The sequence below is a fragment of the Microbacterium sp. EST19A genome, from assembly GCF_019969685.1.
Classification (GTDB): Bacteria; Actinomycetota; Actinomycetes; order Actinomycetales; family Microbacteriaceae; genus Microbacterium.
In genome coordinates, this window is record NZ_JAHXYZ010000002.1 from 18,160 (window position 1) to 44,198 (window position 26,039).

The following is a 26,039-nucleotide window of genomic DNA, read 5'->3' on the forward strand; positions in this document are numbered from 1 at the left end:
CTATGAAAACTGCGGAGATCGCGCAGCGTTACCTCGACTTCTTCGAGAAGAACGACCATGTCATCGTCCCGTCGGCCTCTCTGGTCAGCGACGATCCCTCCCTGCTGTTCACGGTCGCCGGCATGGTGCCGATGATCCCGTATCTCACGGGCGTCGTCCCTGCTCCGCATCCGCGCATCGCGGACCTCCAGAAGTGCATCCGCACGAACGACATCGAAGAAGTGGGCCGGACGGCGCGTCACGGCACGTTCTTCCAGATGCTGGGCAACTGGTCGTTCGGCGACTACTTCAAGGAGGGCGCCATCCGCTACGCCTGGGAGCTGCTGACCAGCTCCGAAGCCGACGGCGGATTCGCGTTCGACGAGAAGGACCTCTGGGTCACCGTCTACGAGACCGACGATGAGGCCGAGTCCATCTGGCGCGACATCATCGGGCTGAAGCCGGAGCGCATCCAGCGTCTGGGCCGCGCCGACAACTACTGGAACACGGGCCAGCCCGGTCCTGGCGGGCCGGACTCCGAGATCTTCTTCGACCGCGGTCCCTCCTACGGCAAGGACGGCGGGCCTGCCGCCGACGACACGCGGTTCCTGGAGATCTGGAACCTCGTGTTCATGCAGGACTTCATCGAGAACATCCGCGGGAAGACCGAGTTCGACATCGTCGGCGAACTGCCGATGAAGAACATCGACACCGGCATGGGTCTCGAGCGCGTCGCCTTCCTCAAGCAGGGCGTCGAGAACATGTACGAGACCGACCAGGTCCGTCCGGTGCTCGACCGCGCGGTCGAGCTCTCCGGACGGCGCTACGGCGCCGTGCACGAAGACGACGTCCGTTTCCGCGTGATCGCCGATCACGTGCGCTCCTCGTTGATGCTGCTGTCCGACGGTGTGCGGCCCTCGAACGAGGGACGCGGGTACATCCTCCGTCGCCTCATGCGCCGCACGGTGCGGTCGATGCGCCTGCTCGGCGTGGACGAACCGGTGTTCCCCGAACTCTTCGCCGCCTCGCGCGATGCGATGAAGGCGGTCTATCCGGTCCTGGAGAAGGATTGGTCGACGCTCTCGGCCTCCGCGTTCGCCGAGGAGGAGACCTTCCGTCGCACGCTCGCCTCCGGATCGACCATCCTCGACCTGGCGCTCGACCAGACGAAGCAGGGCGGCGGCAAGACGCTCAGCGGGCCCGAGGCGTTCCTGCTGCACGACACGTACGGCTTCCCGATCGACCTCACGCTCGAGGTCGCCGAGGAGGCCGGGCTCGACGTCGACCGTGCTGCGTTCGACTCGCTCATGCAGGAGCAGCGTCAGCGCGCCAAGGCCGACGCCCGCAACCGCAAGCGGCAGCTCGCCGACGTCTCCGTCTACCGCGACCTGCGTTCGCGCGGCGAGACCGGCTTCGACGGCTACACGGCCCTCGAGGTCGAGTCCCGCGTCCTCGGCATCCTCGTCGACGGCGCTGTCGTGCGCAGCGCGTCCGAAGGACAGATCGCCGAAGTCGTCCTCGCCGAGACCACGCTGTACGCCGAGTCCGGCGGACAGGTGGCCGACAAGGGCACGATCGTTGGCCCCGGATTCGAGCTCGAGGTCCTCGACGTGCAGCGTCCGGTTCCCGGGCTGATCAGCCACACCGTGGAGGTCACGCGAGGCACGGTGGCCGTGGACGATGCCGCGACGACCGTCGTGGACGCCGCCAACCGCCGCGCCGCACGCCAGGCGCACTCGGCGACGCACCTCGTGCACGCCGCGCTCCGCGACACCCTCGGCCCGACGGCCACGCAGGCGGGGTCGCTGAACCGCGCCGGCTACATGCGGTTCGACTTCTCGTGGTCGCAGGCGCTCTCGGGCGAGACGCGCTCCGAGATCGAGGAGATCACCAACCGTGCCGTGCAGGACGCCCTCGAGGTGACCACGCGCATCGTCTCGCTCGACGAGGCCAAGGAGGCCGGCGCCATGGCTCTCTTCGGGGAGAAGTACGGCGATGTCGTGCGGATGGTCGACATCGGCGGACCCTGGTCCCGTGAGCTCTGCGCCGGAACGCATGTCACGACGAGTGCCGAGATCGGCCTGGTCAGCGTCGTCGGCGAATCGTCGGTCGGTGCCTCCAACCGCCGCATCGAAGCACTCGTCGGAGCGGACGCGTTCCGCGAGCTGGCGGCAGAACGCGCCCTCGTGTCGCAGCTCACCGCCTCGCTCAAGACGCCGCGCGAGCAGCTGCCCGAGCGCATCGCCGACCTCGCCGCGAGCCTCAAGGCGGCGGAGAAGCGCATCGCGCAGTTCGAGGCCAAGGAGCGCGCAGGGCAGGTGCCGGCCATCGCGGACGGCGCACAGCGCATCGGAGCGTTCCTCGTCGCTGCGCAGTCCCTCGGCGATGTCGCCTCTGCCGACGACGTGCGCGAGCTCGTGATCGGTGTGCGTGATCGTCTCGGATCCGAAGCCGCCGTCGTCGCGCTCGGTGCTGTCGTCAACGGGCGTCCCGTCGTGGTCGTCGCGACCAACGACGCCGCGCGCACGGCCGGAGCAAAGGCCGGAGTGCTCGCGAAGCGTGCCGCCGGAGTGCTCGGCGGTGGCGGCGGCGGGCGTGACGACGTCGCCCAGGGCGGCGGCACGGATTCCTCGGCGCTGCCCGCGGCGCTGGAGTCCATCTCCCAGGAGCTGCACGCCGCGTGAACGGGTTCCGTCGCGGGGTGCGCCTCGGCATCGACGTCGGCCGCGCCCGGGTCGGTGTCGCCCGATGCGACCCCGACGGGATGCTCGCCGTTCCGGTGGAGACCGTGCAGCGCAACGACCAGTCGATCGACCGCATCCTCACGATCGCGGGGGAGTACGATCTCCTCGAGTTCGTCGTCGGACTCCCGGTGAACATGCAGGGAGCGGACACCGCGTCGACCACGGATGCCCGCGAGTTCGCAGTGGCTCTGCAGCAGCGCAGCGGCGCACCGGTGCGGATGGTCGACGAGCGTCTCAGCACGGTCACCGCCCACGCGGCACTGCGTTCCTCCGGGCGATCACAGAAGAAGTCTCGTAGCATTGTGGATCAGGTCGCCGCCGTGGTCCTTCTGCAGCAGGCGATCGACACGGAGAAGAGCACCGGAAACCCGGCCGGTGCCACGATCCCGGTTGACGAGGAGCCCGCCTGAACATGTCCGAACGCGAGAGTGCTTCCCCCCAGCACGATCCGGACGCCCGCCTGGGCGACCTGTTCGAGAACCTTCCCGCCCCCACGCGCCAGATCCCGACCGTCGACAACAGCGCTCCGACGCCGGGGTCGCGCCGGGCGGCGCGAGAGGCCGCCGGCCGTACCCCCGGGGCGCCGGATGCCGACGAAGCGGCAGCGCCGAACACGGCATCCGCGAACGCGGAGCCTCCGCGGCGCGAGCCGGCGGACGTCGATGCGCTGTTCGGGGCGGACGCCGTCCAGCAGGACGCCGTCCAGGAGCCCGCCCTCGCGACGTCCGCGGGTCGAGTCCCTGCGACCGCATCGGCGGCGACTGCAGGGGCATCCGATCCCGCGCCGCCGTTGGGCGGAGGGCTCGACGACCTCTTCGTCACGCACGACGAGCGCGCAGGCGCCAAAGGTCCGAAGAAGAAGCGGCGGACCGGCTGCCTGGTCGCGCTGATCATCGTGCTCGTGATCGTCGGCGGCCTGGCCGCGGGTGGCATCTGGGCCTGGAACACCTACGGCGACAAGATCAGCGAAGCCATGGGCTGGGGCGAGCCGAAGGACTGGGAGGCGGGTATCGCCACCGGCGAGGTGTTCGTCACCATCAAGGAAGGCGACACGGGCGGACCGGTGTCGACCGCTCTGTTCGAGGCCGGCGTCACCAGGACCGAAGACGTCTTCTACGACTACATCGTCAACGAGAACCTGGCCGTGACCTTCTACCCCGGCGTCTATCGCCTGCAGGAGAAGATGACGGCCGAGGCCGCTCTGGCAGCGCTCAAAGACGACTCGAACAAGCTCGAGAACACCGTGTCGGTGGCCGAGGGCGGCACGATCACCTCGTCGCTCCCCGGCATGGCGGAGACTCTCGGCATCCCGATCGAGGACTTCCAAGCCGCTGTGGCCGACCCCTCGGCCTACGGCGTCACGGCGCAGAGCCTCGAGGGATGGCTGTTCCCGGCGGTCTACACGTTCGACCCCGAGGTGACGGCGACGCAGGTCATCCAGCGCATGGTCGACCGCACCCGCGAATCGCTGGCCGCCGCCGGGGTGCCCGACGCGGATGCCGAGCGGGTGCTCACCATCGCCTCGATCATCCAGCGCGAGGGACGCCTGGACGACTTCGCGAAGGTCTCGCGGGTGATCCAGAACCGCCTCGACATCGACATGCTCCTGCAGATGGACTCGACGGCGCAGTACGGCTACGGCTCACTGCACGAAGGCGTCGTGTCGAGCTCGGCGGAAGCGCTCGAAGACGACAATCCGTGGAACACCTACGTGCACACGGGGCTCCCGATCACACCGATCGCCAGTCCGAGCGACGCCGCCATCAAGGCGGCCATGGAGCCGGCGGACGGCCCGTGGCTCTACTTCGTGACGATCAACCTCGCCACGGGGGAGACGCAGTTCTCCGAGACGCTCGCCGAGCACGAACAGGGCATCGAGAAGTGGCGTGAATGGTGCCGGGCCAATCCCGAGGGCGGCTGCTGAGACGGTGACCGCGACCCGCCTGGCCGTCTGGGGAGACCCGATCGCGCACTCGAAGTCTCCGGCCCTGCACGCCGCGGCGTACGGCGTGCTGGGGCTCGACTGGGAGTACGACCGCCGGCAGGTGGGTGCGGCCGGGTTCGCCGAGGCGCTCGGCGGGCTCGACGCCTCCTGGCGCGGTCTCTCCCTGACCATGCCGCTGAAGGAGGAGGCGTTCGGCGCGGCGACGACGCGCGACGCCCATGCCGCATTGACCGGTGCCGTCAACACCCTGCTGTTCGGCGACGACGTCGCCGGGTACAACACCGATGTCGGCGGGATCATCGATGCGCTGGCCGAGGCGGGTGTCACGGAGGTGCAGCGGGTGCGTATCCTCGGTGCGGGCGCCACGGCGGCATCCGCTCTCGTCGCTGCCGCAGAGCTCGGAGCCGAGCACGTGGAGGTCTCGGCGCGACGACCCGAACGCGCAGCGGGCCTGGTCGTGCTGGGCGAGCGCCTGGGCGCGACCGTCGAACCGCGGACTCTCGACGACGTCGTGCTCGATGCCGAACTGACGATCGCGACGCTGCCGAGCGGCACCGCGCTCCCTCCGGACGTCGCCGCACCGTTGGCGGCTCGCGGCGGCACGCTCTTCGACGCGGCCTACGCACCGTGGCCGTCGGCTCTCGCGGTCGCATGGGGTGACGGGCGCGTTGTCTCCGGACTGGGGATGCTGCTGCATCAGGCGGTGCGCCAGATCAGGATCTTCCGCCACGGCGACCCGCTGGTCCCGTTGCCGGATGAGGCCGACGTCGTCGCCGCGATGCGCGCCGTGCTCTGAGCCGGACGGCGCTCGACGAAACGCGGCGCGAGGCAGGCCTGATCGCATGGGAGACTGGAGCAATGCTCCGCGTGCTCACGGCCGGCGAATCGCACGGCCCAGAACTCATCGCCGTCATGGAGGGCCTGCCCTCCGGCGTTCCGGTGTCCTCCGAGGCCATCCAGGCCGATCTCGCCCGCCGCAAGCTCGGCTACGGCCGTGGATCGCGGATGAAGTTCGAGCAGGACGAGCTGACGATCTCGGGCGGTGTCCGGCACGGCAAGACGCTCGGCAGCCCGATCGCGCTGCGCATCGGCAACACCGAGTGGCCCAAGTGGATCGAGGTCATGAACCCGGAACCCGTCGAGCTGACCGACAAGTCGCGTGGTCGCAGCGCGCCGCTGACCCGTCCGCGTCCCGGCCACGCCGACCTCGTGGGCATGCAGAAGTACGACTTCGACGAGGCGCGCCCGATCCTCGAGCGCGCGAGTGCCCGGGAGACCGCTGCGCGGGTCGCTCTCGGCGCGATCGCCCGATCGTTCCTCGGTGAGCTCGGCATCCGCCTGGTCAGTCACACGCTGTCGATCGGCCCCGTGCGGGCGCCGGAGGGGTCGGCGCTGCCGACGCCCGATGACGTCGAGACGCTGGACGCGGATCCGCTGCGGTGCTTCGACCCGGCGACGTCCGCGCTGATGGTCGCCGAGGTCGACGACGCGAAGAAGGACGGCGACACGCTGGGCGGCATCGTCGAGGTGCTCGCCTACGGCCTCCCGCCCGGACTCGGCTCGCACGTGCACTGGGACCGTCGTCTCGACGCCCGTCTCGCACAGGCGCTGATGAGCATCCAGGCCATCAAGGGCGTCGAGGTCGGCGACGGCTTCGAGACGACGCGCCGCCGCGGCTCCGCGGCCCACGACGAGCTGTTCGCGACCGCCGACGGCATCTCTCGCGGATCGGATCGCGCCGGCGGCACCGAGGGCGGCATGTCCACCGGTACCGTCCTGCGCGTCCGTGCAGGCATGAAGCCGATCGCGACCGTCCCGCACTCGCTGCGCACGATCGACGTGGCGACGGGCGAGGAGGCGACGGCGCACCACCAGCGCTCCGACGTCTGCGCCGTGCCCGCCGCCGGTGTCGTGGCCGAGGCCATGGTCGCCGTCGAGCTGGCGAACGCCGTGCTGGAGAAGTTCGGCGGCGACAGCATCGGCGAGACGCGCCGCAACCTCGAGGGCTACCTCGCCGGCATCCCGGAGGAGCTGCGCACGACCCCGGCGTCCGAGGCGGCGCTCATCGCGCATGACGAGCGAGGCTGATCCGCTCACGCTGGTGCTGGTCGGCCCGATGGCCGCCGGCAAGACCAGCGTCGGCAGGCGCGTCGCACGGCGGCTCGGAGTGGCCTTCATCGACACGGACAAGAGGATCGTCGCCGAGCACGGACCCATTCCGGCGATCTTCACGGATCACGGGGAACCCCATTTCCGCGCGCTCGAACGCGCTGCCGTGGCTGCCGCCCTGTCGGAGGGCGGCGTGGTCTCGCTCGGCGGAGGGGCGGTGACGGATGACGGTACGCGCGAACTGCTGCGACAGCATCCGGTCGTCTTCCTCACGGTGAGCCCTGAGGCGGTAGCCGACCGGATCCGCGGGGGCAACCGTCCGCTGCTCGCCGGAGAGGACCCGGTGGAGCGCTGGATACGGATCTTCGAGGAGCGTCGGGACTGGTACGACGAAGTGGCCTCGACGACGTTCGACACGTCGCGACGGCCGATGCAGAGGATTGCCGACGAGATCGTGGCATGGAGAAGAGAGCAGCGATGAGCACGACCACCATCAGTGTGACCGGGAACGACGCGTACGACATCACCATCGGGCGAGGTGTGCTCGACCGCGTCTCGGCCGCGCTCGCGCCGACCGTGTGCAAGATCCTCGTCGTGCATCCGCCGACGCTGGCCGCACGCGCCGCCGAGCTGCGGGAGAGACTGCTCGCCGACACGGAGAACGGGCCGCGCGAGGTTCTGCTCGCCGAGGTGCCGGACGCCGAACAGGGCAAGCGCATCGAGGTCGCGGCCTTCTGCTGGCAGGTCATGGGACAGGCGGACTTCACCCGCACCGATGCCGTCGTCGGGTACGGCGGGGGAGCGGTGACCGACCTCGCCGGTTTCGTCGCGGCCACCTGGCTGCGCGGCGTGCAGCTCGTGCAGGTCCCGACGACCGTGCTCGGTCTCGTCGATGCCTCCGTCGGCGGCAAGACCGGGATCAACACCGCCGAGGGCAAGAACCTCGTCGGGGCCTTCTGGGCGCCGAGCGCGGTCGTCGGCGATCTCGACGAACTCGGCAGTCTGAGCCCGAACGAGGCGACGGCCGGCTTCGCGGAGGTCGTCAAAGCCGGCTTCATCTGGGCTCCGGAGATCCTCGACATCATCGAGGCGGATCCGGCGCGCGCCGTCGACACGACCACGGAGGAGTTCCGTCGTGCCGTCGAGCTCGCCATCGACATGAAGGCGAAGGTCGTGTCCGACGACTTCCGCGAGGCCGGTCTTCGCGAGATCCTCAACTACGGTCACACGCTCGGCCACGCGATCGAGCACGCCGAGCGGTACAAGTGGCGGCACGGTGCGGCGGTCTCGATCGGCATGCTGTACGCCGCCGAGCTCTCGCGGCTCGCCGGACGTCTGTCGGATGCCGCCGCGGAGAGGCACCGCACGATCCTGGAGTCTCTCGGCCTGCCGACCTCGTACCGCGCGGGTGCCTGGCCGCAGCTGCTCGCGACGATGCAGCGCGACAAGAAGAGCCGCGGCGGGATGCTGCGCTTCATCCTGCTCGACGACATCGCGAAGCCCACGGTGCTGCAGGCTCCCGACGAGTCCCTGCTCTTCGCCGCCTACCAGGAGATCGGGGCGTGAGCGTCGACGTCCGTCGCGTCCGTGCCGACGAGTGGGAGCGCGTGCGGGATCTGCGACTCGATGCCGTCCGCGATCCTGCGGCGGCGATCGCGTTCCTGAGCTCGTACGAGGCCGAGGCGGCGCATCCCGCCGCGTTCTGGCAGGATCGCGCGGCCAATGCGGCGACCGGTGACGCCGTGGCGCAGTTCGTCGCGGAGGCGGACGGGGAGTGGATCGGCACGGTCACGGTGATCCGGTGGAAGGCCGGCGACACGGATCATCACGGACGCACGGTCTCCGTGGCTCGGGGCGACGTCGTCGGTGTCTTCGTGCGGTCGGAGAATCGCGCCGGTGGCGTCGTCGATGCCCTCCTCGGTGCGGCAGCCGACTGGGCGCGCGATCTCGGCGACGGCGCGCTGGCCCTCGATGTGCATGTCGACAACCTCCGGGCCCAGCGCGCATACCGCCGCGCCGGCTACGTCGAGACGGGCCTTCGCTTCACGGGATCGATCGGGCCGGAGCTCGAGATGAGCCGCTCGCTCGCGGCCGCGGATAGTGTGGCACCGTGACTGCGAACCCCCGTCTTCTGCTCGTGAACGGGCCGAACCTCAACCTGCTCGGCACCCGTGAGCCCGAGGTCTACGGCACGGCGACCCTCGCCGATGTCGAGCGCCTCACGGCTGAGGCCGCGGCCTCGCTCGGCTACGACGTGCGGGCGATCCAGAGCAATCATGAGGGCGTGCTGATCGACGCGATCCATGAGGCACGGGCGGACTGCGCCGGCATCGTGATCAACCCCGGCGGGCTCACGCACACGTCCGTCGCCCTTCGCGACGCCCTCACGGGAGTCGCACTGCCGTTCGCCGAGGTGCACATCTCCGACGTGTACGCCCGAGAGGATTTCCGCCACCACTCCTACCTGCACGACGTCGCCGCCGTGCGCGTCATCGGACACGGGGTCGAGGGGTATGCGGAGGCCGTGCGAGAGCTCATCGCTCAGCTCTGACGGGCTCCGTTTCCGAAGCGGCGCGGCTCATCCCGTAGAATCGACTGTCGGCCTGCCTGTTTCGCGCGGGAGAGGGCCGGCCCCACAGACTCAGGAACGGAACTCTCAGCGCATGGCATCTACCGCAGACATCAAGAACGGCGTCGTTCTCAGCATCGACGGACAGCTCTGGAACGTCATCGAGTTCCAGCACGTCAAGCCCGGCAAGGGTGGCGCGTTCGTGCGGACGAAGCTCAAGAACGTCGTGTCGGGCAAGGTCGTGGACCGCACCTACAACGCCGGCGCCAAGATCGAGATCGAGAACGTCGATCGCCGCGACTACACCTACCTCTACGCAGACGGCGAGAGCTTCGTGTTCATGGACACCTCGGACTACGACCAGATCACCGTGGGTGCGGCGACCGTCGGCGACGCGAAGAACTTCCTGCTCGAGAACCAGCAGGTCACGATCGCGCTGAACAACGGCAACCCGCTGTACATCGATCTTCCGGCGTCGGTCATCCTCGAGGTGACGTACACCGAGCCCGGCCTGCAGGGCGACCGCTCCTCGGCCGGCACGAAGCCCGCGACCGTCGAGACCGGTTACGAGATGCAGGTCCCGCTGTTCGTCGAGACCGGCACGCGGATCAAGGTCGACACGCGCACCGGCGACTACCTCGGTCGCGAGAAGTAAGGCGTGAGCGCCCGCACGAAGGCGCGTAAGCGCGCACTCGACATCCTGTTCTCCGCCGATGTGCGCGGAGACGACCTCGCCGTGGCCCTCGCCGCCGAGGCGAAGCGCGCAGCGAACGAGCCCTCTCGCGAGGCTTCCTGGCTCTACGCCAGGGAGATCGTCGACGGCATCATCGATCAGCGTGATGAGATCGACGAGCAGATCACCACGCACAGCCGCGACTGGAAGCTCGAGCGGATGCCGGCCGTCGACCGCGCGCTGCTCCGCATCGGCGTCTGGGAGATCCTCTCCAACGACGAGGTGCCCACGGCCGTGGCCATCGACGAGGCGGTCGAGCTCGCCAAGGAGTTCTCGACAGATGATTCCGGCGCCTTCGTGCACGGTGTCCTCGCGCGGGTGGCCCGCGCCGCCTGATCGCCGCGCGTGGATTCACGCGTCATGTCGGATGCCATGGGAAGGATGCCGGCATGCCCGCACCTCACGTCGACCTCCGCGATCTCATGCAGATCACGGATGCCGGTGGGTACGCGCGCGGGCTCGCCTACTTCCGTGAAGGGAACGTCCTCGATCTCGACTGGGATGAGGATCAGCAGGAGCTCGAAGGCCATGTGAAGGGCAGCCACGACGCGGTGTATCTCGTCGAGGTCGGTTTCGTCGCGTCGAACGGCAAGAGGCATGTCCGCTCGAACCGATGCTCGTGCCCGGTGCGATCCGGATGCAAGCACGTCGTGGCCGCGCTGCTCGCCTCCAACGTGCACGAGTACGCGCAGCAGGCCGGGGCGAGGGCGGCAGAGCCCGTCGCGGTCGCGCCCCCGGCTGCGCGTCCCGCGCCGCCGTCCTGGCGCGCGCTCATCGACCCGGCGATCACCGCGCAGGTACGACCGCTGGCCCTCGGGGTCGAGCTCCGGCATCGGGAACCGCGCGGGGAAAATCACTGGGCACCTCGAGCGGTACGACCGGCGACGCCCCGCGACCTCGCCCGTTCGACGGGGGAGCTCCTCCTGGCGATCCGCCCACTGATGCGCAGCCATCAGACGGGGGCGTGGATCCAGGGTCACGCCGGCTGGGACGTGGTGCGACGGGACTTCGCGCAGTTCGGCCGTGCGCAGAACCGCTGGTTCGGCGACCTGCTCAGCATCTCCCGCGATTCGCTGCTCTCCGGTAACGCCGGAGACTGGCTGGTCGTGGATCAGATCGAGTCCGGGCTTCTCTGGGGACATCTGCGTGCGGGTGCGGCTCTCGGCATCCCGCTGGTGGCGAGCCAGAAGAACGCGACCGTGCATCTCGCCGAGAAGGCCGAGCTCTCCGCGACGATCGCGCGTGCGGAGGACGGAGCGCTCCGTGTCGCCGCCGCCGCCACGATCGACGGGCAGGAGGCGGCCACGGCCGCCGTGCACCCGATCGGGCGGTCCGGCGTCTACTCGGCCGTCCTGATCGGCAGCCGCATGCGGATCACCCTCGCAGAGGCGCCGCTCAGCGAGCAGATGCGCGCCCTGCTCCAGGCTCCGGACGCCATCGTCGTGCCACCGCAGGAAGAGGAGGCGTTCGTCACCGACGCCTACCCGCTGCTCGCGCGACGCACGGCCGTGCAGACGGTCGGCGATGTGTCGCTGCCGGCGATCCCCGCTCCCGAGCCTGTTCTGAACGTCGCCTTCGAACGCGGCGACGTCGTCAGCTACTCGTTCCTGTGGGCCTATCGCGGCTTCGGCACGGTGCCGTTCGCTCCCGGCAGCGGTGCGGTCCGTGATCCCGAGGCGGAAGCCGTGCGACGCTCCGCGCTCGAGGCGGTGTGGCAGGAGCACACGACGAAGCGGTTCACGCCGTCGGGCTCATTCCACGACATCGACGCCGCGGCCTTCGTCGCGCAGATCGTGCCGGCATTCGAAGCCGTGGGCGTCACGGTGGAGACGACCGGAACCCGGAAGGAGTATCGGGAGCTCACCGGCGCACCCGAAGTCACCGTGTCGACCGTCGAGACGACGGATTCCGACTGGTTCGATCTCGGCATCATCGTGCGGATCGACGGCAGGAGCATCCCGTTCGGACCGCTCTTCACCGCTCTCAGCCGCGGCAAGAAGAAGCTGCTCCTGTCGGACGGCGGCTACTTCACGCTCAGTCACCCCGCTCTCGACCGCCTGCGGGAACTGATCGACGAGGCGGGCGAACTCGCCGAATGGGAGACCGGCCCGCGCATCAGCCGCTACCAGACCGATCTCTGGGAGGAGTTCGAGGATCTCGCGGACGAGGCTCAGCCGGCCGTGAGCTGGCGCTCGATGGCGGAGGGTCTCCGTCAGGCGACCGGAGTCCCCGAGACACCCGTTCCCGCGAGTCTTCGCGCCGAGCTGCGTCCGTACCAGAAGTCCGGATTCGATTGGCTCGCGTTCCTGTGGAAGCACCGGCTCGGCGGGATCCTCGCCGACGACATGGGGCTCGGCAAGACCCTGCAGCTGCTGACCTTCATGCAGCACACGCGGGATGCGGGGGAGACCCGACCTTTCCTCGTGCTCGCCCCGACCTCGGTGCTCGGCACCTGGAAATCGGAGGCCGCCCGGTTCACGCCCGACCTCCGCGTGGCCATCGTCGACGCGACCAGCGGCACGCGCCGAGGGAGCCTGGCCGGCGCCGCGGCCTCCGTCGACGTCGTCGTGAGCTCGTACACCGTCGCCCGGCTCGATGAGAAGGAGTTCGGCACCGTCGAATGGGCCGGTCTCGTCCTCGACGAGGCCCAGTTCGTCAAGAACCCGAAGACGAAGCTGCACCGTGCGATCGCGACGTTCCGCGCCGACGTGACCTACGCCGTCACGGGCACGCCGATGGAGAACAGTCTCTCCGACCTCTGGTCGCTCCTCAAACTCGCGGCACCGGGGCTGTTCCCGTCCGCCCGGAAGTTCCGCGATCGCTACATCCAGCCGATCGAGAAGGGCAAGGTGCCCGAGAACGAGGAGGGCGGCGAGTACCGTCAGCGCCGTCTCGCGCAGCTGCGCCGCCGCATCCGCCCGTTGATGCTGAGGCGCACGAAGGAGCTCGTCGCCGCCGATCTGCCGCCGAAGCAGGAGCAGGTCCTCGACGTCGAGCTGAGCCCCGCGCATCGGGCGCTCTACGACGTCGTGCTGCAGCGCGAGCGGCAGAAGGTGCTCGGGCTGATCGACGATCTCGACCGCAACCGATTCATCGTGTTCCGCTCCCTGACGCTGCTGCGGATGCTGAGCCTCGCTCCCGGCCTCGTCGACGCGGAAGACGCCGACATCGGCTCGAGCAAGCTCGACGTTCTCCTCGAGAGGGTCGTCGAGCTGCAGGCCGAAGGGCACCGGGCACTGGTGTTCAGCCAGTTCACCTCGTTCCTCGACCTCGCGGCCGCACGCCTCGACGCCGCCGGCATCCCGTATGCGCACCTCGACGGGTCGACTCGTCGTCGACAGGACGTCGTCGACGGGTTCCGGGCGGGGGAGCAGGTGGTCTTCCTGATCAGCCTGAAGGCCGGCGGCTTCGGACTCACGCTGACCGAGGCCGACTACGTGTTCCTGCTCGATCCGTGGTGGAATCCCGCTGCCGAGGCGCAGGCGATCGACCGGACCCACCGCATCGGTCAGACGAACCAGGTCTTCGTGTATCGCATGATCTCGGCCGGCACGATCGAGGAGAAGGTGCGCGAGCTGCAGCAGCGCAAGGCGCGGCTCTTCACCGCCGTGATGGACGATGAAGAGCTGTTCGCGCAGTCGCTGACCGCCGACGACATCCGCGGGCTCTTCGACGACTAGCGCGGTGCGGGGGTTGTCCCCTCCGGGGGCGTCGCCTCCGATGTCGCCTCCTCCGGCATGCCGAACAGGACAGCCGCGGGCATGGCCGCAGAGACAGCGGGCTTCAGCTCCTGGCGACGGCGGTTCCTGGCGACGAGCCAGATCACGCCGGTCACGACGGCCGCGATGAGCACGAGCCAGGGGAGGCCGACGCCGATGGCGATGAGCATCGCACCCCAGAAAGCGCCGAAGCCGTTCCACCCGACGACCAGAGCCTCGCCGAAGTTCTGCGGGGCAGTGACCGGAGCGACGTACTCCGACGAGAGGCTGAGCGTTATCGTCGACATCGCGACCTGATCCTCCAGGGAGCGGGACTGCGCCTCGAGGGATTCCAGCTCGGTCTGCCGATCCGCGATGGCCGTCTCCAGCTCGATCAGATCCGAGGTCTCGGAGGCCGTGCCGAGCCACTCGGTGTAACGGGCGATCGAGGCACGGAGTGTCGTGACCCGTGCGTCGAGGTCGCGCTGGATCGAGCCGACCTCGGTGGATTCGAGCGACGTCTCCTTCACGTCTCCGAGACCCCCGAGGTCGCTGCGGACCTCTTCGATCACTTCCGCCGGGATCCGCAGGGTGAGCTCGGCGCTCGCCTGACCGCCGTCCTCGGCGGACCGCTCGGTGCGACCGCTCACGCGTCCGCCGGCATCCGTCACGATCGTCGTCGCCTCGCTCGCGGCGGCGACGGGGTCGGCCGCGACGATCGAGATGCGGCCGGTGATCACGACGGCCGTGTCCTGATCCTCGCCTTCCGCAGCTGCCGAGGCATCCTGGGCCGAGGCCTCGTCCACGCGTGCCGCATCACTTCCTCCCGTACCCAGGGCTGAGCACCCGACGAGGCCGATGGCCGCTATCGATGCCACTGCGAGGACGGCCAGGAGTCTCCGTGTCGTGTTCATAGGGGCAGGGTAGTGAGTCGACTCCGGTGGGACGCCGCGAATTCGGTCACGATCGCATCAGGGTTGCGTAACGTCTGCGCAACGCCGCCCGGAGTGAGCGGCGACTCGGGTATTCACGGCTGGTCTCCGCCGTCGCCCAGGAGGCCCTCGGTAGAATCGGACGGTTCACTTTCGAGAGGAATGCAATGCGGATCACGGGACTCGGCCACGCCGGGATGTTCATCGAGACGCGGGGCGGCAACATCATCTGCGACCCCGTGCTCGGACCGTCCTTCTACGGATCCTGGTTCCCGTTCCCCGACAACCGCGGGCTCGACTGGGAGCGCTTCGGACGTGAGGCCGACTTCCTCTACATCTCGCATCGGCACCGCGACCACTTCGACCCGAAGCTCCTCGAGCGTTACATCCGCAAGGACATCGAGGTCCTGCTGCCGGAGTACCCGATCGACGACCTCGAACAGGACATCCGCGCCCTCGGGTACACGAACATCACGTACGCGCCGGCGGGTCAGATCATCGAACGCGGCGATCTCAAGATCATGATCACCCCGCTGCGCGCCCCGAGCGACGGTCCGATCGGCGACTCGTCGCTCAGTGTCGACGACGGCACCGCATCCGTGCTGAACCAGAACGACTCCCACCCGCTCGACCTCGAGAAGCTGCTGAGCTTCGGCAAGCCCGACGCCTACTTCACGCAGGTCTCCGGTGCGATCTGGTGGCCCATGGTCTACGACCTGCCCCTCGACGCCAAGCAGAACTTCGCGAAGCTCAAGCGCGACGCGCAGAACAAGCGCGCGATGTACTACATCGAGAAGGTCGACGCCACGCACGTCTTCCCGATGGCAGGACCGCCGATGTTCCTGCGCAACGACCTCTTCGACTTCAACGGCGTCGGGAAGAACGGCGAGTCGATCTTCACCGACCAGAAGCAGTTCCTCGCGCACATGAAGGAACTCACTCCGCAGTACGACGGGCACCTCTTCGTCCCCGGCACGGTCGTGACGGTCGAGGGCGCGTCGGTCAGCACCGAGCAGTCCCTGTACACCGAAGCCGAGATCGCGCACATCTTCGACGAGAAGTGGGACTACCTCGAGTCGCAGCGGGCGAGCAGGCAGCAGGAGATCCGTGACGAAGAGGCGTCCCGCGCCGACGTCATCCCGCCTGCCGAGATGCTCGAGACCCTGAAGGAGTGGTGGGAGCCGCTGCTGAAGAAGTCGCGCACGATCCGCCTCGGCGTCGGCGGCTGCGTGCGGTTCAAGATCGGCGACCTCGACATGGTCGTCGACTTCCCCCGCGCCAAGGTCCGTGAGTACGCGGGGGAGGAGTGCATCTACTGGTACACGATCCCCGCCGATCTCGTCTCCACGAACATCCGCGACCGCGAGATCGACTGGTCGAACTCGATCTTCCTGTCCATGCAGTTCCAGGTCGGCCGCAGCGGCAAGTTCAACGAGTTCCTCACGACGTTCCTGAAGTGCCTGTCGGTCGACCGCATCGAGTATGTCGAGAACTGGTACCAGGAGCAGACGGACCAGACGGAGGATGCCGAGATCGGCGACTGGCTCGTGCAGCGCCGCTGCCCGCACCTGCGCGCCGACCTCACGAAGACCGGCAAGGTCGACGAGGACGGCGTGCTCACCTGCAGCATGCACGACTGGAAGTGGGACCTGAAGACCGGTCGGTGCCTGTCCACGAGCGGCCACCCGATCCGATCGACGAAGATCGACGACGTCACCGATCCGGTGCTGCAGGAGGCGAGCTGATCGGACAGGGGCCGGCGCTCCGATAGACTGACTCCACAAGCAACCTTTAACACCGTCCTGTGAGGCGGAGAAGGGAGCGGCTGATGAGCACGCGCACTGTGCTGCACGAAGCCGACGTATCGCGGGCGTTGACCCGTATCGCGCATGAGATCCTCGAGTCGAATCGAGGGGCTGAGAACCTCGTCCTGCTGGGCATTCCGACCCGCGGCGTCACTCTCGCCCACCGCCTGGCGCGACTGATCGGCGAGATCGCGCAGACCTCGGTCGCGGTCGGGGCTCTGGATGTCACGCTCTTCCGCGATGATCTCGCGAAGCACCCGACGCGGTCTCCGCATCCGACCGAGATCCCCGACGGGGGGATCGACGGCAAGATCGTCGTCCTCGTCGACGATGTGCTCTTCTCGGGCCGCAGCATCCGCGCCGCTCTCGACGCGATCCAGTCGATCGGCCGGCCCGCCGTCGTGCGCCTGGCCATCCTCGTGGACCGCGGTCACCGCGAGCTGCCGATCCGGCCGGACTTCATCGGCAAGAACATCCCCTCCGCCCGCACCGAGCGGGTCAACGTGCGCCTCCTCGAGAACGACGGGGCCGAGGAGGTGACGATCGGCGAATGAGACACCTCCTCGACACCCGCACCCTTTCGAAGACCGATGCCCTCCGCATCCTCGACATCGCCGAGGACATGTCCGACACCCAGTCCCGGGAAGTGAAGAAGCTCCCGACGCTCCGCGGCAAGACGGTCGTGAACCTCTTCTTCGAGGACTCGACCCGTACCCGCATCTCCTTCGAAGCCGCCGCCAAGCGCCTGTCCGCCGATGTCATCAACTTCGCCGCGAAGGGCTCCAGCGTCTCGAAGGGCGAGAGCCTGAAGGACACGGCGCAGACCCTGGAGGCCATCGGGGCCGACGCGGTCGTCGTCCGGCATCCCGGGTCCGGCGCCCCGCAGACCCTCGCGACGAGCGGCTGGATCTCGGCGGGCGTGGTCAACGCCGGCGACGGCACGCACGAGCACCCGACCCAGGCGCTGCTCGACGCCTTCACGATCCGCAAGCGCCGCTTCGGCGCCGACAGCCGCGGACGCGATCTCGCCGGACTCCGGATCGTGATCGTCGGCGACGTGCTGCACTCCCGGGTCGCGCGCTCGAACGTGTGGCTGCTCACGACGCTGGGCGCCGAGGTCACGCTCGTGGCGCCTCCCACGCTCGTACCGCAGAACGTCTCGCTCTGGCCGGTCCGCGTCGTCTACGACCTCGACGAGGCACTCGCGCAGGGGCCGGATGCCGTGATGATGCTCCGGATCCAGCTCGAGCGGATGAATGCCGCGTATTTCCCGACTGAGCGGGAGTATTCGCGGAGATGGGGCCTCGACGCACGGCGTGTGGCGGGCCTCCCGGACGGTAGCATTGTGATGCACCCCGGACCCATGAACCGCGGGCTGGAGATCTCCTCCGAAGCAGCCGATTCCGCCCGGTCCACGGTGCTGGAGCAGGTCACGAACGGGGTGTCCGTCCGCATGGCGGTGCTGTACCTGCTGCTGGCAGGAGAACGAGACGACGAACGAGGGGGAGACCTGTGAGCGAGACCCTCGTCATCACCGGTGCACAGCTGCTCGGCGCGGAGAGCGCCGACATCATCGTCGAGGGCGGTGTCATCACCGAGATCGGCGCAGGTCTCAGCCGAGCCGGCGCGCGCGTCATCGACGCCGAGGGGCTGGTCGCCCTCCCGGGCCTCGTCGATCTGCACACGCATCTGCGCGAGCCCGGCTACGAAGCATCCGAGACGATCCTCACCGGCACCAGAGCAGCGGCAGCGGGCGGCTTCACCGCCGTGTTCGCCATGCCCAACACGTCTCCGGTGGCCGACACGGCGGGTGTCGTCGAGCAGGAGCTCGCCCTGGGCGAGGCAGCAGGCTACGCCACCGTGCAGCCGATCGGGGCGGTGACCGTCGGGCAGAAGGGCGAGCGCCTCGCCGAGCTGGGTGCGATGGCGACGTCCCGCGCACAGGTCCGCGTCTTCAGCGATGACGGCTTCTGCGTGTTCGACCCGCTGATCATGCGCCGCGCCCTGGAGTACGTGAAGTCCTTCGACGGCGTGATCGCGCAACACGCGCAGGATCCGCGCCTCACCGAGGGCGCCCAGATGAACGAGGGCACCGTGTCGGCGGAGCTCGGCCTCGCCGGCTGGCCCGCGGTCGCCGAGGAGTCGATCATCGCCCGCGACGTGCTGCTCGCGGAGCACGTCGGCTCGCGGCTGCACGTCTGCCACCTCTCCACGGCGGGCTCCGTCGACATCATCCGCTGGGCCAAGAAGCGCGGCATCGCCGTCACCGCCGAGGTCACTCCGCACCACCTGCTGCTGACGGATGAACTCGTTCGCGGGTACGACGCCCGCTACAAGGTGAACCCGCCGCTGCGCCGTGAAGAAGACGTCCTGGCCGTGCGCGAAGGACTCGCCGACGGCACGATCGACATCGTGGCGACCGACCACGCCCCGCACCCGAGCGAGCACAAGGCATGCGAATGGCAGGCGGCGGCCAACGGCATGGTGGGCCTCGAGAGCGCTCTGCGCGTCGTGCACCAGTCCATGGTGCAGACCGGGCTCATCGGCTGGTCCGACGTGGCGAGGGTGATGAGCGCCGCTCCCGCGCGGATCGGACGCCTGTCCGGGCACGGGACGCCCCTCGAGGTCGGCAGCGCCGCCCAGATCACGCTCTACGACGCCTCGGTCGACGGCGTGTTCACCGAGGCCGACCTGCACGGTCGCAGCGTGAACTCGCCGTACCTCGGTCGCGCTCTGCCCGGTCGCGTCGAGTTCACGGTGCACGGCGGCACGGTCACCGTCGACGGCGGAACCGTGGTCGAGGAGCTGAACGCATGACCCGCGAACTCGCCATCACCGTCATGATCGCCCTCGCGGTGCTCATCCTGCTCGCGATGTTCTTCGCGTGGCGACGACGTCTGCGCCGGGACTCCGGTCTCTCCGCACCGCTGGGTGTGCCGGAGCACGCGGAGGTCGCACGGCGCGACGAAGTCCTGTACGTCTCGACGACGCGCCACGATCAGCCTCTGGAGCGCCTCGCGGTCTCTCCGCTGACCTACCGCGCCCGCGGTGAGCTGGCGGTCACGGATCGTGGTGTCGCGCTCTGCCTCGACGGCTCGCCGACGGTGTTCCTCGCCTCCTCGCGCCTCGTGCAGGTCGACAGGGCGACCGTCACGATCGACCGCGTGGTCGAGCCGGGCGGACTCATCCGCATCTCCTGGAGCACCGACGATGACACCGTCGTGGACTCCTACCTGCGCCTGGCCACGGGCGACCCGAAGAACCTCATCTCTGAACTGCAGCGGCTCGTCCCCGTCTCCGACGGCAGCGCCGCCCCCGACACAGGAGCCATACGATGACCTCCCTGCCCGAAACCGCCGTGCTCGTCCTCGAAGACGGCACCACCCACACCGGTCGCGCCTACGGTGCGCGCGGTCGCACCCTGGGCGAAGTCGTGTTCGCCACCGGCATGTCCGGCTACCAGGAGACGCTCACCGACCCGTCGTACGCGGGGCAGATCGTGCTGCAGACCGCGCCGCACATCGGCAACACCGGTATGAACGACGAGGACATGGAGTCCCGCCGGATCTGGGCCGCCGGGTACATCGTGCGCGACCCTTCGCGCGTCGTCTCGAACTGGCGGGCGAACGCCTCGCTCGACGAGATCCTCGTGCAGGACGGCATCGTCGGCATCAGCGGCATCGACACCCGCTCGATCACCCGGCACATCCGGTCCGCCGGCTCCATGCGCGGGGGGATCTTCTCCGGTGCGGACGCCGCGCTCGACCCCGAGGAGCAGCTGCGCATCGTGCGCGAGGCGCCCGAGATGGCCGGTCGCAACCTCTCCGCCGAGGTGTCGGTGGATGTCGCGACCGTCACGACGGCGATGGGGGAGCGGATCGGCAACCTCGCCGTGCTCGACCTCGGCGTGAAGCAGGCCACGATCGACAACCTCGCGGCCCGCGGCTTCGAGGTGCACGTGCTTCCGCAGAACGTGACGATCGACGACATCCGCTCCATCGATCCGGTCGCGGTGTTCTACTCCAACGGACCCGGCGACCCCGCGGCATCCGGCGATCACGTCGAGCTGCTGCGCTCCGTCCTCGACCACGGGCTGCCGTTCTTCGGCATCTGCTTCGGCAACCAGCTGCTCGGCCGCGCCCTGGGCCTGGGCACCTACAAGCTGCCGTTCGGACACCGCGGCATCAACCAGCCCGTGCTCGACAAGACCACGGGCCGGGTGGAGATCACCGCCCACAACCACGGCTTCGCCGTCGAGGCGCCCCTCGAGGGCTCGTTCGACAGCCCGAACGGCTACGGCAAGGTCGAGGTCAGCCACGTGGGCCTCAACGACAACGTCGTGGAGGGTCTCCGCGCCCTCGACATCCCGGCGTTCTCGGTGCAGTACCACCCCGAGGCCGCTGCCGGCCCGCACGACGCCAACTACCTCTTCGACCGGTTCGCGACGATGGTCCGCGAGAACAAGGACAGCAAGTAATGCCCAAGCGCGACGACATCTCCTCCGTCCTCGTCATCGGCTCCGGCCCGATCGTCATCGGCCAGGCCTGCGAGTTCGACTACTCCGGCACCCAGGCGTGCCGCGTGCTCCGCGAGGAGGGCGTCCGGGTCATCCTGGTCAACTCCAACCCGGCCACGATCATGACCGACCCCGACTTCGCCGACGCGACGTACATCGAGCCGATCACCTGGCAGGTCATCGAGACGATCATCGCGAAGGAGCGCCCCGACGCGATCCTGCCGACCCTCGGCGGCCAGACGGCGCTCAACGCGGCGATCGAGCTGCACAACCACGGGATCCTCGAGAAGTACGACGTCGAGCTCATCGGTGCCAGCTTCGAGGCGATCAACAAGGGCGAGGATCGTCAGATCTTCAAGCAGCTGGTCCTCGACGCCGGCGCCGATGTCGCCGACTCGCGCATCGCCCACACGATGGACGAGGTGCTGGCCGCGGCCGACGAGCTGGGCTACCCGCTCGTCGTGCGTCCCAGCTTCACGATGGGCGGTCTCGGTTCCGGCTTCGCCTACGACGAGAACGACCTCCGCCGCATCGCCGGTGCGGGGCTCCGCGATTCGCCGACCACCGAGGTGCTCCTCGAGGAGTCGATCCTCGGCTGGAAGGAGTACGAGCTCGAGCTCATGCGCGACACGGCCGACAACACGGTCGTGGTCTGCTCGATCGAGAACGTCGACCCCGTCGGCGTGCACACCGGCGACTCGATCACGGTGGCACCCGCCCTGACGCTCACGGACCGCGAGTACCAGAAGCTCCGCGACATCGGCATCGACATCATCCGCGCGGTGGGCGTCGACACCGGCGGCTGCAACATCCAGTTCGCGGTGAACCCGGAGAACGGGCGCATCATCGTGATCGAGATGAACCCGCGTGTGTCCCGTTCGAGCGCTCTCGCCTCGAAGGCCACCGGGTTCCCGATCGCGAAGCTCGCGGCCAAGCTCGCGCTCGGCTACCGTCTCGACGAGATCCCGAACGACATCACGGGTGTCACCCCGGCGAGCTTCGAGCCCACGCTCGACTACGTCGTGGTCAAGGTGCCGCGGTTCGCCTTCGAGAAGTTCCCGGCCGCGGACGCCACCCTCACCACGACCATGAAGTCGGTCGGCGAGGCGATGGCCATCGGCCGCAACTACGCGACCGCCCTGCAGAAGGCGCTCCGTTCGCTGGAGAAGCGCGGGTCGAGCTTCCACTGGGGCACCGAGGAGCGCTCGGTCGACGAGCTGCTCGAGGTCTCGAGGATCCCCACCGACGGCCGCATCGTCACCCTGCAGCAGGCGCTCCGCAAGGGCGCCACGACCGAGCAGGCCTTCGAGGCGACCGCGATCGACCCGTGGTTCATCGACCAGATCGTGCTGATCAACGAGGTCGCCGAGATCGTGCGCACCGCTCCTGAACTGGATGCCGCCACGCTGCGCTACGCGAAGGAGCACGGCTTCTCCGACGCGCAGCTCGCGGAACTGCGCGGCACGACCGAGCCCGAGGTGCGCGGTGTGCGCCACGGTCTCGGCATCCGCCCGGTGTACAAGACGGTCGACACCTGCGCTGGCGAGTTCCCCGCCCTGACGCCGTACCACTACTCGAGCTACGACTTCGAGACCGAGGTGGCTCCCTCCGAGCGCACGAAGGTCGTCATCATCGGCTCAGGTCCGAACCGCATCGGGCAGGGCGTCGAGTTCGACTACTCCTGCGTGCATGCCTCCTTCGCGCTGTCGGATGCCGGCTTCGAGACCGTCATGGTCAACTGCAACCCCGAGACGGTCTCCACCGACTACGACACCTCCGACCGCCTGTACTTCGAGCCGCTGACGCTCGAAGACGTGCTCGAGGTGCTCGACGCGGAGGCTGCCAGCGGCACGATCCTCGGCGTGGTCTGCCAGCTCGGCGGACAGACGCCGCTCGGGCTCGCGAAGGGGATCGAGGCCGCCGGCTACACCGTGCTCGGCACGAGCCCCGCCGCGATCGACCTCGCGGAGGAGCGCGAACTGTTCTCGCGTCTGCTCGACGACGCCGGACTCCTCGCACCGCGCAACGGCACCGCGATCGACGCCGACGGCGCCGTGCGCATCGCCGAGGAGATCGGCTACCCGGTGCTGGTGCGTCCGAGCTTCGTGCTCGGCGGCCGCGGCATGGAGATCGTCTACGACACGGCGTCGCTGCGCGACTACTTCGTGCGCACGGCCGGAGAGGTCGTCATCGAGGAGGGCAAGCCCCTGCTCGTCGACCGCTTCCTCGACGACGCGATCGAGCTGGACGTCGACGCGCTCTACGACGGGACCGACCTGTACATCGGCGGAGTGATGGAGCACCTCGAGGAGGCCGGCATCCACTCCGGCGACTCCAGCTGCACCCTGCCGCCCGTGTCGCTCGGACGCACCGACGTCGACCGCGTGCGCGAGGCGACTCTCGCCATCGCGAAGGGCGTCGGCGTGCGCGGCCTGCTGAACGTGCAGTTCGCGATCAGCGCCGGCGTGCTCTACGTGATCGAGGCCAACCCGCGCGCGAGCCGCACCGTGCCCTTCGTGTCGAAGGCCCTGGGCATCCCGATGGCGAAGGCGGCGAGCCGGGTGATGACCGGCTCCACGATCGCCGAGCTGCGCGCCGAGGGCATGCTCCCGCAGCAGGACGGCTCGCGCGTCCCGCTCGGAGCCCCGGTCTCCGTGAAGGAGGCCGTGCTCCCGTTCAAGCGCTTCCGCACCGCCGACGGCAAGACCGTGGACTCGATCCTCGGCCCGGAGATGCGCTCGACGGGTGAGGTCATGGGCATCGACCGCGACTTCCCGACGGCGTTCGCGAAGAGCCAGGCGGCGGCCTACGGCGGCATGCCCACCTCGGGCACCGTGTTCATCTCGGTCGCCGATTCCGACAAGCGCGCCGTGATCCTGCCCGCGCACCGCCTGCAGCAGCTCGGCTTCACGATCGTGGCGACCGAGGGCACGGCCGAGATCCTCTCGCGCAACGGCATCGCGGTGACGGTCGTCGAGAAGTACAGCGCGACGCAGGAATCCGGCGCCGAGAACATCGTCGACCTCATCAACGCGGGCGCGATCGACATCGTCGTGAACACGCCGTCCGGTGGTGCAGCGCGCGCGGACGGCTACGAGATCCGCGCAGCGGCTGTCGCGGCCGACAAGGCGCTCTTCACCACGATGGCGGTGCTGGGTGCGGCCGTGAGCGGAATGGATGCCGCGCACGAGGGCTTCCAGGTCAAGAGTCTGCAGGAGTACGCGATCGATCGGGCGGCTGCACTGTGAGCCAGGGTTTCGGCGAGCGGGTCCAGGCGGCGCTGCGCGCGCACGGTCAGCTCTGCGTCGGCATCGACCCGCACGCCGAGCTGCTCGCCGCGTGGGGCCTCGGTGACGACGCGGCCGGGGTGCGCGAGTTCGGGCTGCGCACCGTGGATGCTGCGGCGGGGCGCGTCGGCGTCGTGAAACCGCAGGTCTCGTTCTTCGAGCGCTTCGGGTCCAAGGGCATCGCGGCGCTGGAAGACGTGCTCTCGGCGGCCCGTGCGGCTGGACTGCTCGTCATCGCCGATGCCAAGCGCGGCGACATCGGCTCGACCATGGACGACTACGCCCGCGCGTGGCTCACACCCGGCGCACCGCTGGAAGCCGACGCGCTCACCGTCAACCCCTTCCTCGGCGTCGGGGCGCTCGACGGCACGTTCGAGCTCGCGGCGAAGCACGGCAAGGGCGTGTTCGTGCTCGCGGCGACCAGCAACCCCGAGGCCGAGGGCGTGCAGCGCGCGACCGTCGCCTCCGGTTCGACCGTGTCGGCGCAGATCATCGCGGAGGTGTCGGCACGCAACGCCGCCCTGGTGAATCCTGGGGCATGGGGGAGCTTCGGCTTCGTCATCGGTGCGACGGTCGACTGGACTCAGGCCGGCATCGCGCCGTTCGCTCCGACCGCGCCCATCCTCGCGCCCGGCTTCGGCACGCAGGGCGCGACGCCCGCCGACCTGCGGGAGCGGTTCGGCACGATGTCGGATGCCGTGATCGCCAGCGAGAGCCGCAGCATCCTCTCCGCCGGTCCCGAGGGACTCGCCGCAGCGATCACGGCTCGCATCGCCGCGTACCGGGAGGTCGTCAGTGTCTGAACCGCGTCGAACCGTCCCGGAGGTCGACCGTGCGGCAGCCGCCCGCCGAGCCGTGGAGCGTCGGCGCGCCCGGGCGTCGCTGAAGCGCGACCTCACGATGCGCGTCGTGACGCCGCAGACCATCCTGCACCGTGCGACCGCCGACGCCGAGTCGGTCGAGGGGTCGATGCGCATCACCGACTTCCTGCTCGCCCTCCCGGCCATCGGCGCAGGCAAGCGCGACCGTGTGCTGCAGGAGCTGCATATCTCTCCGGTGAAGCGCCTCGGCGGTCTGGGCGCGCGCCAGCGCGTCGTCCTCGAGGACTGGCTCGACAGTCGGTTCCCCGTGCTCGAACCACGCGATGCCCGCGGCAGGCTGCTCGTGCTGGCGGGCCCCACGGCCGTGGGCAAGGGGACCGTCGCCGCGCACATCCGCGAGCACAATCCGGAGATCCACCTCTCGGTGTCGGCGACGACACGGCCGCCGCGGCCCGGTGAGGTCGACGGCGTGCATTACTACTTCGTGGACGACACCGAGTTCGACCGCCTCATCTCCGACGACGAGCTGCTCGAGTACGCCGTGGTGCACAACCGCTCCCGCTACGGGACTCCGAGGGCGCCGATCGACGCCGCCCTCGCCGAGGGAAAGACCGTTCTGCTCGAGATCGATCTGCAGGGTGCACGCCAGGTGCGGCGCGCCGAGCCGTCCGCGACACTGATCTTCCTGCTCCCGCCCAGCTGGGACGAACTGGTGCACCGACTGGTCGGCCGGGGCACGGAAGACGCCGAAGAACGGGCGCGACGACTGCGCACGGCGAAGGTCGAACTCGCCGCCCAGAACGAGTTCGATCACCTCATCGTGAACGAGGACGTCGCCGCGGCGGCCCGCGAGGTCGTAGAATTGACCTCAGGCTCTGCGCGCTGACACGTTCGCGCGCCT

Annotated in this window: 22 protein-coding genes; 21 read left to right on the forward strand and 1 reads right to left on the reverse strand. The window is 69.1% G+C overall.

What is annotated here, in order from left to right:
- Nucleotides 1-2 precede the first annotated feature (2 nt).
- The 12 genes from alaS (at nucleotide 3) to LC452_RS10100 (ending at nucleotide 13,759) form a co-directional block, all read left to right on the forward strand.
- Nucleotides 3-2,663, forward strand: coding sequence for an alanine--tRNA ligase (alaS, locus tag LC452_RS10045; RefSeq protein WP_223624778.1), 2,661 nt, complete (start codon nucleotides 3-5; stop codon nucleotides 2,661-2,663).
- Nucleotides 2,660-3,133: a Holliday junction resolvase RuvX gene (gene ruvX, locus LC452_RS10050; RefSeq protein ID WP_223624780.1), complete on the forward strand. Its 474-nt coding sequence runs from the start codon at nucleotides 2,660-2,662 to the stop codon at nucleotides 3,131-3,133. Before alaS ends, ruvX begins: the two co-directional genes overlap by 4 nt.
- 2 nt (nucleotides 3,134-3,135) lie before the next feature.
- Nucleotides 3,136-4,647: an endolytic transglycosylase MltG gene (mltG, locus tag LC452_RS10055; protein WP_223624782.1), complete on the forward strand. Its 1,512-nt coding sequence runs from the start codon at nucleotides 3,136-3,138 to the stop codon at nucleotides 4,645-4,647.
- A gap of 4 nt (nucleotides 4,648-4,651) precedes the next feature.
- Entirely contained in the window at nucleotides 4,652-5,464 is an 813-nt protein-coding gene (locus tag LC452_RS10060; protein ID WP_223624784.1) for a shikimate dehydrogenase, read from the forward strand.
- A gap of 62 nt (nucleotides 5,465-5,526) precedes the next feature.
- The gene (gene aroC / locus LC452_RS10065) at nucleotides 5,527-6,756 is read left to right on the forward strand and encodes a chorismate synthase (protein ID WP_223624786.1); all 1,230 of its coding nucleotides are present in this window, start codon (nucleotides 5,527-5,529) and stop codon (nucleotides 6,754-6,756) included.
- Nucleotides 6,740-7,258 (forward strand): shikimate kinase, encoded by a 519-nt coding sequence (locus tag LC452_RS10070; protein ID WP_223624788.1) that lies wholly within the window; start codon nucleotides 6,740-6,742, stop codon nucleotides 7,256-7,258. Before aroC ends, LC452_RS10070 begins: the two co-directional genes overlap by 17 nt.
- Nucleotides 7,255-8,343, forward strand: coding sequence for a 3-dehydroquinate synthase (gene aroB, locus LC452_RS10075; protein WP_223624790.1), 1,089 nt, complete (start codon nucleotides 7,255-7,257; stop codon nucleotides 8,341-8,343). The genes LC452_RS10070 and aroB overlap by 4 nt, the downstream gene beginning before the upstream one ends.
- A complete protein-coding gene (locus tag LC452_RS10080) occupies nucleotides 8,340-8,891 on the forward strand; it encodes a GNAT family N-acetyltransferase (protein ID WP_223624792.1) in 552 nt (183 codons plus the stop codon). Before aroB ends, LC452_RS10080 begins: the two co-directional genes overlap by 4 nt.
- Nucleotides 8,888-9,328 carry a type II 3-dehydroquinate dehydratase gene (aroQ, locus tag LC452_RS10085; protein WP_223624795.1) on the forward strand — a complete coding sequence of 147 codons (441 nt, stop codon included), beginning with the start codon at nucleotides 8,888-8,890 and terminating at the stop codon, nucleotides 9,326-9,328. The genes LC452_RS10080 and aroQ overlap by 4 nt, the downstream gene beginning before the upstream one ends.
- 112 nt (nucleotides 9,329-9,440) lie before the next feature.
- Nucleotides 9,441-10,001 (forward strand): elongation factor P, encoded by a 561-nt coding sequence (gene efp, locus LC452_RS10090; RefSeq protein WP_223624797.1) that lies wholly within the window; start codon nucleotides 9,441-9,443, stop codon nucleotides 9,999-10,001.
- A 3-nt stretch (nucleotides 10,002-10,004) separates the two neighbouring features.
- Nucleotides 10,005-10,415, forward strand: a complete 411-nt coding sequence (nusB, locus tag LC452_RS10095; protein WP_223624799.1) for a transcription antitermination factor NusB — start codon at nucleotides 10,005-10,007, stop codon at nucleotides 10,413-10,415.
- Nucleotides 10,416-10,468: 53 nt separating this feature from the next.
- Nucleotides 10,469-13,759: a DEAD/DEAH box helicase gene (locus LC452_RS10100; protein ID WP_223624801.1), complete on the forward strand. Its 3,291-nt coding sequence runs from the start codon at nucleotides 10,469-10,471 to the stop codon at nucleotides 13,757-13,759.
- On the opposite strand, the gene LC452_RS10105 is transcribed toward LC452_RS10100, so the two are convergent.
- The gene (locus LC452_RS10105; protein ID WP_223624803.1) at nucleotides 13,756-14,691 is read right to left on the reverse strand and encodes a DUF4349 domain-containing protein; all 936 of its coding nucleotides are present in this window, start codon (nucleotides 14,689-14,691) and stop codon (nucleotides 13,756-13,758) included. The genes LC452_RS10100 and LC452_RS10105 overlap by 4 nt on opposite strands.
- Nucleotides 14,692-14,876: 185 nt before the next feature.
- On the opposite strand from LC452_RS10105, the gene LC452_RS10110 reads away from it, so the two are divergent.
- The 9 genes from LC452_RS10110 to gmk all read left to right on the forward strand — a co-directional run bounded on the left by LC452_RS10110 (nucleotide 14,877) and on the right by gmk (nucleotide 26,024).
- Entirely contained in the window at nucleotides 14,877-16,454 is a 1,578-nt protein-coding gene (locus tag LC452_RS10110) for a Rieske 2Fe-2S domain-containing protein (protein WP_223624805.1), read from the forward strand.
- Between the two features lie 83 nt (nucleotides 16,455-16,537).
- Entirely contained in the window at nucleotides 16,538-17,068 is a 531-nt protein-coding gene (gene pyrR, locus LC452_RS10115) for a bifunctional pyr operon transcriptional regulator/uracil phosphoribosyltransferase PyrR (RefSeq protein WP_223624807.1), read from the forward strand.
- Nucleotides 17,065-18,030, forward strand: a complete 966-nt coding sequence (locus tag LC452_RS10120) for an aspartate carbamoyltransferase catalytic subunit (RefSeq protein ID WP_223624809.1) — start codon at nucleotides 17,065-17,067, stop codon at nucleotides 18,028-18,030. Before pyrR ends, LC452_RS10120 begins: the two co-directional genes overlap by 4 nt.
- A complete protein-coding gene (locus LC452_RS10125) occupies nucleotides 18,027-19,331 on the forward strand; it encodes a dihydroorotase (RefSeq protein ID WP_223624810.1) in 1,305 nt (434 codons plus the stop codon). Before LC452_RS10120 ends, LC452_RS10125 begins: the two co-directional genes overlap by 4 nt.
- A complete protein-coding gene (locus LC452_RS10130; RefSeq protein WP_223624812.1) occupies nucleotides 19,328-19,852 on the forward strand; it encodes a hypothetical protein in 525 nt (174 codons plus the stop codon). The genes LC452_RS10125 and LC452_RS10130 overlap by 4 nt, the downstream gene beginning before the upstream one ends.
- A complete protein-coding gene (gene carA, locus LC452_RS10135; protein ID WP_223624814.1) occupies nucleotides 19,849-20,991 on the forward strand; it encodes a glutamine-hydrolyzing carbamoyl-phosphate synthase small subunit in 1,143 nt (380 codons plus the stop codon). The genes LC452_RS10130 and carA overlap by 4 nt, the downstream gene beginning before the upstream one ends.
- A complete protein-coding gene (gene carB / locus LC452_RS10140) occupies nucleotides 20,991-24,278 on the forward strand; it encodes a carbamoyl-phosphate synthase large subunit (protein ID WP_223624816.1) in 3,288 nt (1,095 codons plus the stop codon). The genes carA and carB overlap by 1 nt, the downstream gene beginning before the upstream one ends.
- A complete protein-coding gene (gene pyrF / locus LC452_RS10145) occupies nucleotides 24,275-25,120 on the forward strand; it encodes an orotidine-5'-phosphate decarboxylase (protein WP_223624818.1) in 846 nt (281 codons plus the stop codon). The genes carB and pyrF overlap by 4 nt, the downstream gene beginning before the upstream one ends.
- On the forward strand, nucleotides 25,113-26,024 hold the full coding sequence (gmk, locus tag LC452_RS10150) for a guanylate kinase (RefSeq protein WP_223624820.1): 912 nt from the start codon (nucleotides 25,113-25,115) through the stop codon (nucleotides 26,022-26,024). Before pyrF ends, gmk begins: the two co-directional genes overlap by 8 nt.
- The last annotated feature ends 15 nt before the right edge of the window (nucleotides 26,025-26,039 follow it).

Coding starts and splice junctions, on each gene's coding strand:
- LC452_RS10100 (WP_223624801.1), top strand. CDS start 10,469: ATGCCCGCACCTCACGTCGACCTCCGCGATCTCATGCAGATCACGGAT.
- pyrR (WP_223624807.1), top strand. CDS start 16,538: ATGAGCACGCGCACTGTGCTGCACGAAGCCGACGTATCGCGGGCGTTG.
- carB (WP_223624816.1), top strand. CDS start 20,991: ATGCCCAAGCGCGACGACATCTCCTCCGTCCTCGTCATCGGCTCCGGC.
- LC452_RS10105 (WP_223624803.1), bottom strand. CDS start 14,691: ATGAACACGACACGGAGACTCCTGGCCGTCCTCGCAGTGGCATCGATA.
- aroC (WP_223624786.1), top strand. CDS start 5,527: ATGCTCCGCGTGCTCACGGCCGGCGAATCGCACGGCCCAGAACTCATC.
- alaS (WP_223624778.1), top strand. CDS start 3: ATGAAAACTGCGGAGATCGCGCAGCGTTACCTCGACTTCTTCGAGAAG.
- LC452_RS10130 (WP_223624812.1), top strand. CDS start 19,328: ATGACCCGCGAACTCGCCATCACCGTCATGATCGCCCTCGCGGTGCTC.
- LC452_RS10070 (WP_223624788.1), top strand. CDS start 6,740: ATGACGAGCGAGGCTGATCCGCTCACGCTGGTGCTGGTCGGCCCGATG.
- LC452_RS10120 (WP_223624809.1), top strand. CDS start 17,065: ATGAGACACCTCCTCGACACCCGCACCCTTTCGAAGACCGATGCCCTC.
- carA (WP_223624814.1), top strand. CDS start 19,849: ATGACCTCCCTGCCCGAAACCGCCGTGCTCGTCCTCGAAGACGGCACC.
- aroB (WP_223624790.1), top strand. CDS start 7,255: ATGAGCACGACCACCATCAGTGTGACCGGGAACGACGCGTACGACATC.
- mltG (WP_223624782.1), top strand. CDS start 3,136: ATGTCCGAACGCGAGAGTGCTTCCCCCCAGCACGATCCGGACGCCCGC.
- efp (WP_223624797.1), top strand. CDS start 9,441: ATGGCATCTACCGCAGACATCAAGAACGGCGTCGTTCTCAGCATCGAC.
- LC452_RS10110 (WP_223624805.1), top strand. CDS start 14,877: ATGCGGATCACGGGACTCGGCCACGCCGGGATGTTCATCGAGACGCGG.